The organism is Petrotoga sp. HWHPT.55.6.3 (assembly GCF_002895495.1).
GTDB lineage: Bacteria > Thermotogota > Thermotogae > Petrotogales > Petrotogaceae > Petrotoga > Petrotoga mobilis.
Genome location: NZ_AZRJ01000022.1, coordinates 1 through 9,474, shown reverse-complemented (window position 1 = coordinate 9,474; position 9,474 = coordinate 1). Strand labels below are relative to the sequence as shown.

The following is a 9,474-nucleotide window of genomic DNA, read 5'->3' as shown; positions in this document are numbered from 1 at the left end:
GAGTTTCTGAAGACAGTAAAAGAAGTAATAGAAGGAGGATATAAACAAAAATTTGATGCGATAAAAGACGAAATAGATGAGACTACCAGACAAATCGACAAAATTAATAGAGAAATATATGAACTTGAAGAAGATACTAATGGAGAAATTATAACTGAAATCACAGGTAGAAAGAAAATTAAAGAAGGAGAGTTAAAAGATAAAGAAGATGAACTTGGAAGACTTACAGAAAGCATGGAAGAAGGCATCAAAGAAAGCATTGAAAAGCTTAAGAGAGAAGAGATAGAACTTCAAGTAAAACATTCTAAATTTGAGAATATTAAAACCAATTTAGGACAATTTAAAGATAAGTTGGAAGGATTTCTGGAGGATTCTAATAACACTATAAATGACTTGAATGGTGACTTGTCAGAGTTAAAGGTTGATCAAACAATTCCACGATTAGATTTCAAACTTCAACTTGTTGCAATCCAGAAAGCACTTGAACTTATCCCTCAAAGAATTGAAGATGTTACAAAACAAATTGAAAAGAAAAAAGGACAGCTAAGTCAACTTTCTGGAGTTGAAAAAACACATGCTGAACTCCTTGAAGAGATAGATGTTATAAATACCGATGTTAAAGCTTTAGAGCAGCAATTAAAGGAATTAGAGAAGAAAAAAGAGAAAATAAAATCGCTTGAAAGCCTACAAATGGAAAAACACAAAGCTCTCTTAAGCAAATATTGGGACTGGAGGGAATATTATAAAAAGGTTATTGAGGTATTTTCGATGGGCAAAAGTGAAATAATGAGTGGAATTGATTTCAAATCGAGCATCTACTTTGACAAGGACAGATTTATAGAATTTGGATCAGATATTTTGGATCAGAGGAAAATCAATATAGATGGGGTAGAAAAAAGTGCCGAACCGCTGAAAACTGCAATTACTAAAGACGCTTTAGAGAAAATGGTGAAGTCTCTTGAGGAGTTTATCCACAATATATTTGAGAATAAAAAGTTTTTGAAGGGAACAAGAACAAGTTACGATTTCTATAAATGGACTTTTGATAATTATTTTTCATTGAGCACGGAAGTCCTTTTTAAAGGAACATCAATGGGCAGGCTGTCAATGGGACAAAAAGGGACGGTTTTGTTAAAGCTATTTTTGGCAGAGGGTGATTATCCGTTGATTGTGGATCAACCAGAAGAGGGTTTAGATAACAAATTTATTTATAGTGAACTTGTCAAAGCTTTCAGAGAGGCTAAAAAGAAAAGGCAAATTATAATTGCCACAAATAATGCAAATCTTGTTGTCAATACCGATGCAGAACAGATAATTGTTGCTGAGTTTGAGAACAACGAAATCTCTTATAAGTTAGGGACTCTAGAAGATTTGAAGATACGTGAAAATATTATGTCAATCTTAGAGGGTAGTAAAGAGGCATTTAGAAAAAGAGAAGAAAAATATGGGATGTAAGGTACGGAAGATAACACAATCGGGTAGGAGGTAGATAATTAATTTATCTATCGTCCTTCCACACCACTGCACACATCCTTAAGATGCGGAAGCCCGTCTCCTTGCATCTATCCGCCAGATTTACTCCGTGAAGTTCTGGATAGCTGTTGGACTTCGTTTTGCCCCGCAAACTCGTCCACTCCACTTAGCAGGGTATCTGGTTCTTGTTCATCGGACGGGGACTTTGCCTTGGGCTTCCTTCAGATTCCACCTCACGATGGACACCCTTGCCTTCGACTAGTTGTTCCCACTCCTGGTCCACAACGGGCTTTCACCGCTTAGCTATTGCGCATGCTGGGCGCACAAAAAAATCTGTCTATAAGAGAGATTATTTCTCTATTATAGTTAAATTTAATTTTTCTAATTCATCTTTAACCTCCAAATAAGTTGTTCTTTTTGCCTTACTAGAATCAATTTCCACTATTTCTGTTTTGTTGGCTAGTTCTTTGAAAGTTTCTGCAAGGTTATCTTTGCTTACTAACTCACCGTTAACATATATTTCGTCAGATTTTATTGTTATTAATGGTATTTTATCACCTTCTATTTGATTCCCTGGGGCCTTTGTACCTTGGCCTTCTCCCCCAAGTCCAAATCCTTTAAATGCAAACGATATAAAGAAAAATAAAGCTATAATTATTAAAATAAGTATAACATTCAATTTCATAATAATATCACCCCTTAATTATTGTATAAAAATGGTATTTCTGTAAAATAAATCCGGTCAGCACCGTATTTATTCTGTATTTCCTTGACTGCTTCTAACAACAAATTATATGAGTAAAGAAAAACGTTTTCATCCATCTGTTTTATTGTTATTAGAATTAATTGGGGAATTCCGTTGTTTTTCAAAGAACTTTCTATTTTCTCTTCAAGGATGTTTAATTTATTTTCTCTAGTGTTTTCTGAGGCATACTGCTCATAGGTTATGGAAAAGTCTATTTTCTGGTTGTTTAAGAAAACTTCGGGCTCCTTACCTTGAATGGTTATATCCAGAACAAAGAAGTTCCCTTTTAAAGCTTCGTTTTTTATAAAGTAGTCTAAGTTGATTCCTTTGTTTTCCAATAGTTTTTTTATTCTTTCGACTTCATCTTCACCAATATTTTCTGGTTGTTCCACATCTTCAAAAGCTTTTTCAATGATATTGGATAGCTCTATGTAAAAATTTTTATAAAAAGTATTTTGTTTTTCCAACTTTTCGTTTTGGTTAGCTATATCTTGAAGAGAGTTTGATTTTTCCTCTAAATCATTTTTAAGTTCCAAGTTTTCTTGTGCTAATTCTATACTTTTGTTTGTTGCAACTTCAGCTTTTTCATTGGTTTCAGATATGTTAAATAAAAAAGCGAAAAGAAGTATCAACAGTATATCTACAAAAGGTGTAAGTTCAATTATCGTTCTTTTTTTCATTACTATCACTCGCAGTCTTGATCATTGTATCTATTATATAATTGTTATCCTCTATTTTATAGGCAAGTATTCCTTCTAATAGTTTAAATAGTATTGCAAATATAAGACCAAGAAATGTTGAAGATAAAGCATTCACAAAATTTTGAGTTATTATTTCAGAAGTGATTTATGAAAGTTTCAAAAAAGAAATTACTGTACCCAAAATCCCCAAAAGTGGGAAAATACTAGTCACAGAACCGTAAATAGAAAAATATTTGTTAATAGAACTATTTTCACCTTCGATATATCCAAAGTTATTCTTTGCGTTAGATTTTTTGTACGTGTCTCTGAAAAATTCGTAAAGTTCTAAATGTTCTGCCCTGTTAGGTCTTAATTTAGAAGAAAGATTTTTTGATTTAGCAAGAATCCAAAAAAATAAGACAAAGTTTACACCTCCAAGAATAACAATCAACCAATTTACCCAAAAAGAACCAAGAATATTTCCCAAAATAAAATCACCCCTTGTTTAGATTCTATATCTTAGTTAATTCCTAATTTTATCCTTTTTTCCTGAAAAAGGGCTCAATACGTACCCATCTTTCATATAACTTTCATCCCCCATAATTCCTCCTATAAAACTCCTTATACTCCCCTGTTATAACCTTCTCCATCCATTCTTTGTTTTCAAGGTACCAATCTATCGTTATTTTTATACCTTCTTCAAACTTTGTCTCTGGTTCCCAGCCTAACTCTTCTTTTATCTTCGTTGGGTCTATTGCGTATCTTCTGTCATGGCCTAACCTGTCTTTCACATGTTTTATTAATCCTTCGTTTATCTTTTCGTCTTTTGTTTTTTCTTGTAAGTATTCTATTATTATTTTTACTATCTCTATGTTTTCTTTTTCGTTGTGTCCCCCTATGTTGTATACTTCTCCACTTCTTCCTTTTTCAAATACAAGCTCTATCGCTTTACAATGATCTCCCACGTACAACCAATCCCTTATCTGCTTCCCATCCCCATACACAGGTAACTCTTTGTGGTTTAGTGCGTTGTTTATCATCAGCGGTATAAGCTTTTCTGGAAATTGGTATGGTCCATAGTTGTTTGAGCATCTTGTTATGTTCGTATTTAATCCATATGTGTCGTGGTAAGCCTTTACTATAAAATCTGCACTCGCTTTACTTGCAGAGTATGGACTGTGTGGATCAAGGGGTGTTTTTTCTGTGAAGTATCCCGTTGGTCCCAACGCTCCATACACTTCATCGGTTGATACTTGTAAGAATTTTTGGTTTTTTCTTTCATCGTAATGTTTTTTGAATACATGCAACAGTGTTTGTGTTCCTAGTATGTTTGTTTTTAAAAATATCTGTGGGTCGTGTATCGATCTGTCTACATGACTTTCGGCAGCAAAGTTTATTATCCCTTCTATTTCGTTTTCTTGGTATATCTTTTCTAGCAGTTCTATATCATTTATGTCACCTTTTATGAAGGTGAATCTATTTTTTTCTTCTTCACTTAATTTGGATAAATTATCCAAATTCCCTGCATAGGTTAGTTTGTCTAACCCTATTATCTTTTTGTCTTTGTGTTTTCTTAAGTAGTAGTATACGAAATTACTTCCTATGAATCCAGCTACCCCTGTTACTAAGATACTCAATTCGTATCACTCGCAAATCTTAGAATGTATTGTCCATATTCAGTCTTTTCATATTCTTTACCCAATTTAATCAATTCTTCTTTTGTTATCCATTTGTTCCTGTAGGCTATTTCTTCCAAACAAGCGATGTATAAACCAGTTCTTTTTTGAATGGTTCTAACAAAGTCAGCGGCGTTGGCAAGTCCGTCGTAAGTGCCTGTGTCTAACCATGCTATACCTCTTCCTAAGATTTCAACATTCAATTTATTTTCTTCCAAATACATTCTATTCAAATCTGTTATTTCCAGCTCTCCTCTATCTGAAGGTTGGAGATTTTTTGCTTTTTCTACTACAGAGTTATCATAAAAATATAATCCAGGTACTGCGTACTTTGACTTTGGTTTTGAAGGTTTTTCTTCTAAACTAATCGCTTTATAATTTTCATCGAATTCTACAACTCCAAATTCACTTGGATTATTTACATAATATCCAAAAATGATGGCACCTTTTTCTAACTTTGCGGCTTTTTTTAATTTTGGAACAAAGTCTTGTCCATAAAACACATTATCCCCAAGGATTAAACAAACACTATCTTTACCAATAAAATCTTCGCCAACAATGAAAGCGTCTGCAAGTCCTCTTGGTTTTTCTTGAATTTTGTATTCTATCTTTAGACCTAAATAACTTCCATCGTTTAATAGCCTTTTGTACATGTTGATATATTCGGGGTTAGAAATTATTAAAATTTCTCTTATTCCTGCTAACATGATAGTTGATAGTGGATAGTAGATCATTGGTTTATCGTAAATAGGTAATAATTGCTTACTTAGCCCTTTAGTGACAGGGTATAATCTTGTACCATTTCCCCCTGCAAGAATTATGCCTTTCATGATTTAAACCTCTTATCAATAAAGTCATTTTTTAAATAAGAAAACCAAATCAAGTCAACATAATCACCATTTCTATAAACATGTTTTTTAAAAATGGCTTCTTGATTAAATCCATATTTTTCATAAAATCTAATTACTCTTAAATTCGAACTTAAAACATTTAAATATATCTTATCCAAATTGAGGGGGTAAAAACCATAATTAAGATTTTTATCTGTTGCTGATGAAGCAACTTTTAGACCCCAATAATTTTTCTTGTTACTATTGCATATTCAGCCTTTTTATCTATATAGCTAAAATTTTTTAAACTAATGGTTCCAATATATTCATCATCTTCATTTGCAATAGCGTAATGTATATTTCTCTTATCTTCCCATGAAGATTTGATAAAAGAAATCATATTTTCTGTTGAAAAAGGAAATCTTGTGAATAGTAGGTTTTTAGAAATATCCTCATCTTCCGCGAAATCTTTCATTTAATCAGCATCTGTTAACTTTAAAGGTCTTAATTTAATACCCATCTTTCAGCGTCACTCCCTTTTTGTAAAGAAGTCAATTGATAAAAAATGAATACTGAGATTAATTAGACTTTATTAAAATGAGTTTTATCACAAAAATAGTAAGTTAATAAATTGGGGTAAAATTAAATTTACCGTTTATTTACCCACACTTTTTGGAAGAAATCCAAAATTTTATTTTTCCTCTTAAGTTAAATGTATCGGTATTTTTTTAATTTATCGATACTTACACCAAAGTTTTTAGAAAGTCTAATGTTACCTTCTCTAAATTCATTTAAAATAATCTGTCTGTGTTCTTCTGTAAATTTTGGAATGAAAACATAATTTCTTTTATATAACAGTTTACTAAGAATCTTAAAAAAGGAAATTTCATTATCCCACGTATTTTTATAGGTAGAAAGTAATATGTCAATAACTCTATTGTTAGGAAATTTCTTTAAAATATTTGTTATTTTTCTTGCTTCAACAAATTCAGCATAATAACCTTCTTTAAGTTTTCTTTTATTTCTAAGATTATTCATTGCTAAAAGACTTTCTAAAATATTACTTTGCACGTTGATTATTCGACTCAATTCTTTACAAAAAAAATGTTGATTGTATTTTAAATCTTCGTAAAGCAAAATGTGAATATTTTTTCTACCAAAGATATTTGAATATTCCGTCAAAATATCTGAAAAGCGAAAACCACTGTAAATATCCTCAAGATTATCCATTTCTTTTAATAGAAACTTATTAAAAGAATTTCTTTTTTCATCATTTTTGAACAAATAATATCCTTCTACGTAATTTGAATATATTAATTCTGTTTGATTCCTTAAAGTAACAAATATTATAATTTCATCTGCAAAATTTTCAAAATATGTTTTTAATTTTCTAGGATATAGAAAAGGATCTACTACTTTTTTTTGTGTTTGAATTTCTTTAAAATATGGAATCAAACACAAGTCTTCGTTTGAAAGTATATTTAATTTTGTTTCAGAGATATTAGCTTTTTCGTGAAAAGGTTTATCAAAAACAATAGAATTTACCAGAGAGTTTGAGAAAAAGAATCGTTTTTCTTTTGAATAACGGATGAAATTAGTTTTTCCCAAGTAATTTATTTTCTTCTCTTGATGTAATTTCATAAATACTGCTTCTTGAAGAGTTGTAGTAGCTGTTTTTGGATAACCAATATGTACAACGATTCTTTTCATTTTTTTATCTTTCTCCTTTTTCCATTATTTACAAAATAAACCTTTGTAACTATTTATTATTTTCCTATATGATACTAGATTATTTAATCATTTGTTCATATTTCATTTTTTCTACCCACACTTTTTGGAAGAGAACCTTTTTCCTTTTTCAGTAGCTAAAAATACTTATATCTTCATATCATTTCATTGTTCTCCAAAATAATCTTGTATTTTTTCTACTATATATTTAACCTCCCTTAGCTCTAAAGAATAATACATTGGTAATCTCAGCAATCTTCTACTTAGGTTTTCAGTTATAGGTAATTTAAAACTACCAAATCTTTTTTTTGAATATTTTGATTCATGTAATGGAATATAATGAAAAACACTATGTATACCGTTTTCTTTTAAGTAATACATTAGATTGTCTCTTTGTTCTTCTGTCTTTAAAATTATATAAAACATGTGATAATTAGTTCTAGCATATTCATTTATTATGGGAAGTCTTAGCTTTCTTTTATGTTGTAGCGGCATTAATCCGTTATAATAAGCTTCAAATATTTCCCTTCTTTTTTGGTTTATCTTCTCAATATTTTCAAGTTGATGAAACAATACAGCAGCGTTTATATCTGAAAGTAAATAGCTAGATCCAATATCTACCCACGTATACTTATCTACTTCTCCTCTAAAAAATTGACTCCTGTTGGTTCCTTTTTCTCTAATTATTTCAACTCTCTCTAAATATTGAGGATTGTTTACTGATACAGCTCCACCTTCTCCTGCTGAAAAGTTTTTTGTTTCATGAAAGCTATAACAACCAATGTCACCTATCGTTCCTAAATATTTGTCTTTATACTTTGCATCCACTCCCTGAGCTGCATCTTCTATAACTAAAAGATTATATTTTTTAGCAATTTCCATAATTTTATCCATATCACACGCGACTCCTGCATAATGAACGGGGACAATGGCTTTAGTCTTATCTGTTATTAGGCTCTCGATTTTGTCTTCGTCAATGTTTAAGTTGTCTTCTCTTATATCACAATATACTAATTTTGCACCCCTTAATACAAAAGCATTTGCAGTAGATACAAAAGTGTAAGAAGGTAATATTACCTCATCACCTTCTTTAATATCAGATAATAATGCAGCTAATTCTAGGGCGGCCGTTCCTGATGGAGTTAATAAAACTTTTTTTGATTTAAATCTTTCTTCCATGAAATTTGAACACAATTTCGTATATTTCCCATCGCCTGAAACCTTACCATTATCAAAGACATCTTTTATATATTCTAATTCTTTTCCAAATAGATTTTGTTTATTAAAAGGTATCATTTCTTATCATCTTCCTTCGCCAATATAATTAGGTAATTTCCATATTCAGTCTTTTCATGTTCTTTACCTAATTTAATCAATTCTGCTTTTGTTATCCATCTGTTCCTGTAGGCTATTTCCTCCAAACAAGCGATGTATAAACCAGTTCTTTTTTGAATGGTTCTAACAAAGTCTGCAGCGTTTGCCAGTCCATCATAAGTACCTGTGTCTAACCATGCAAATCCTCTTCCAAGAAGTTCAACTCTCAATTGTTGCTCTTTTAAATACACTTTGTTTAAATCAGTAATTTCTAATTCTCCTCTTGCAGAAGGTTTCAGATTCTTAGCCTTTTCAATCACAGAGTTATCATAAAAGTACAATCCGGGAATAGCATAATTTGACTTTGGCTTTGAAGGCTTTTCCTCCAAACTTAAGACATTTCCCTGTTCGTCAAACTCTACAACCCCAAACTCACTAGGATTAGTTACATAATAACCAAATATAACAGCACCTTTTTGTATTTCAGAAGCCTTTTTGAGCTTTGGTCCAAACCCTTGCCCATAAAATACGTTATCCCCAAGAATTAAACAAACTCTGTCTTCACCTATAAATTTTTCTCCGACAATGAAAGCGTCTGCAAGTCCTCTTGGTTTTTCTTGAATTTTGTACTCTATCTTTAGTCCCAAATGACTTCCATCGTTTAATAATCTTTTGTACATGTCGATATATTCGGGGTTAGAAATTATTAAAATTTCTCTTATTCCAGCAAGCATGAGAACGGATAAAGGATAATATATCATTGGCTTATCGTAAATAGGCAATAATTGTTTACTTATTCCCTTTGTTATTGGGGAAAGTCTTGTGCCATTTCCCCCCGCAAGGATTATGCCTTTCATCATAAAGCCTCCCTAAGATTCAAATATACTGTCTTCAGAAACTCTAAAATACCCATTGTAACTAACTTTTAATACCTTCAATATTGTACTTTTACCTCCTCACTGTTAATTTATTTGATACCATATCTTTATTATCTCGTAAGGAGGTCGTTCAATTGTCATTATACGGTA

Annotated in this window: 10 protein-coding genes and 1 pseudogene; 1 reads left to right on the top strand and 10 read right to left on the bottom strand. The window is 31.3% G+C overall.

Translation table 11 applies throughout. The features are described 5' to 3' along the window. A pseudogene (locus X926_RS10165) lies at window positions 1–1,455 on the top strand (hypothetical protein); the annotation flags it as partial. 367 nt (window positions 1,456–1,822) lie between these two features. Here the strand turns inward: X926_RS10165 and X926_RS07175 are convergent. The 10 genes from X926_RS07175 to rfbA (X926_RS07130) form a co-directional block, all read right to left on the bottom strand. Next, window positions 1,823–2,158, bottom strand: coding sequence for a hypothetical protein (locus tag X926_RS07175; RefSeq protein WP_103065572.1), 336 nt, complete (start codon window positions 2,156–2,158; stop codon window positions 1,823–1,825). A gap of 14 nt (window positions 2,159–2,172) precedes the next feature. Continuing rightward, a complete protein-coding gene (locus X926_RS07170) occupies window positions 2,173–2,898 on the bottom strand; it encodes a hypothetical protein (RefSeq protein WP_103065571.1) in 726 nt (241 codons plus the stop codon). Between the two features lie 166 nt (window positions 2,899–3,064). Beyond that, window positions 3,065–3,385, bottom strand: coding sequence for a hypothetical protein (locus X926_RS07165; RefSeq protein WP_103065570.1), 321 nt, complete (start codon window positions 3,383–3,385; stop codon window positions 3,065–3,067). Between the two features lie 103 nt (window positions 3,386–3,488). Then, window positions 3,489–4,535: a dTDP-glucose 4,6-dehydratase gene (gene rfbB / locus X926_RS07160; RefSeq protein ID WP_103065569.1), complete on the bottom strand. Its 1,047-nt coding sequence runs from the start codon at window positions 4,533–4,535 to the stop codon at window positions 3,489–3,491. Next, window positions 4,532–5,404 (bottom strand): glucose-1-phosphate thymidylyltransferase RfbA, encoded by an 873-nt coding sequence (gene rfbA / locus X926_RS07155; protein WP_103065568.1) that lies wholly within the window; start codon window positions 5,402–5,404, stop codon window positions 4,532–4,534. The genes rfbB and rfbA (X926_RS07155) overlap by 4 nt, the downstream gene beginning before the upstream one ends. Next, window positions 5,401–5,676 (bottom strand): GNAT family N-acetyltransferase, encoded by a 276-nt coding sequence (locus X926_RS10445; RefSeq protein WP_103065567.1) that lies wholly within the window; start codon window positions 5,674–5,676, stop codon window positions 5,401–5,403. Before X926_RS10445 ends, rfbA (X926_RS07155) begins: the two co-directional genes overlap by 4 nt. Further along, window positions 5,640–5,879, bottom strand: coding sequence for a hypothetical protein (locus X926_RS07145; RefSeq protein WP_103065566.1), 240 nt, complete (start codon window positions 5,877–5,879; stop codon window positions 5,640–5,642). The genes X926_RS10445 and X926_RS07145 overlap by 37 nt, the downstream gene beginning before the upstream one ends. A 233-nt stretch (window positions 5,880–6,112) precedes the next feature. Continuing rightward, window positions 6,113–7,114, bottom strand: coding sequence for a sulfotransferase domain-containing protein (locus tag X926_RS07140; protein WP_103065565.1), 1,002 nt, complete (start codon window positions 7,112–7,114; stop codon window positions 6,113–6,115). A gap of 183 nt (window positions 7,115–7,297) precedes the next feature. Then, window positions 7,298–8,428 (bottom strand): dTDP-4-amino-4,6-dideoxygalactose transaminase, encoded by a 1,131-nt coding sequence (gene rffA, locus X926_RS07135; RefSeq protein WP_103065564.1) that lies wholly within the window; start codon window positions 8,426–8,428, stop codon window positions 7,298–7,300. Next, entirely contained in the window at window positions 8,425–9,303 is an 879-nt protein-coding gene (rfbA, locus tag X926_RS07130) for a glucose-1-phosphate thymidylyltransferase RfbA (RefSeq protein WP_103065563.1), read from the bottom strand. Before rfbA (X926_RS07130) ends, rffA begins: the two co-directional genes overlap by 4 nt. Between the last annotated feature and the right edge of the window lie 171 nt (window positions 9,304–9,474).

Bases quoted from the DNA above. Each gene is read 5' to 3' on its own strand.
- X926_RS07175 (WP_103065572.1), bottom strand. From the start codon at position 2,158: ATGAAATTGAATGTTATACTTATTTTAATAATTATAGCTTTATTTTTC.
- X926_RS07170 (WP_103065571.1), bottom strand. From the start codon at position 2,898: ATGAAAAAAAGAACGATAATTGAACTTACACCTTTTGTAGATATACTG.
- rfbA (WP_103065568.1), bottom strand. From the start codon at position 5,404: ATGAAAGGCATAATTCTTGCAGGGGGAAATGGTACAAGATTATACCCT.
- X926_RS07145 (WP_103065566.1), bottom strand. From the start codon at position 5,879: ATGAAAGATTTCGCGGAAGATGAGGATATTTCTAAAAACCTACTATTC.
- X926_RS07140 (WP_103065565.1), bottom strand. From the start codon at position 7,114: ATGAAAAGAATCGTTGTACATATTGGTTATCCAAAAACAGCTACTACA.
- rffA (WP_103065564.1), bottom strand. From the start codon at position 8,428: ATGATACCTTTTAATAAACAAAATCTATTTGGAAAAGAATTAGAATAT.
- rfbA (WP_103065563.1), bottom strand. From the start codon at position 9,303: ATGAAAGGCATAATCCTTGCGGGGGGAAATGGCACAAGACTTTCCCCA.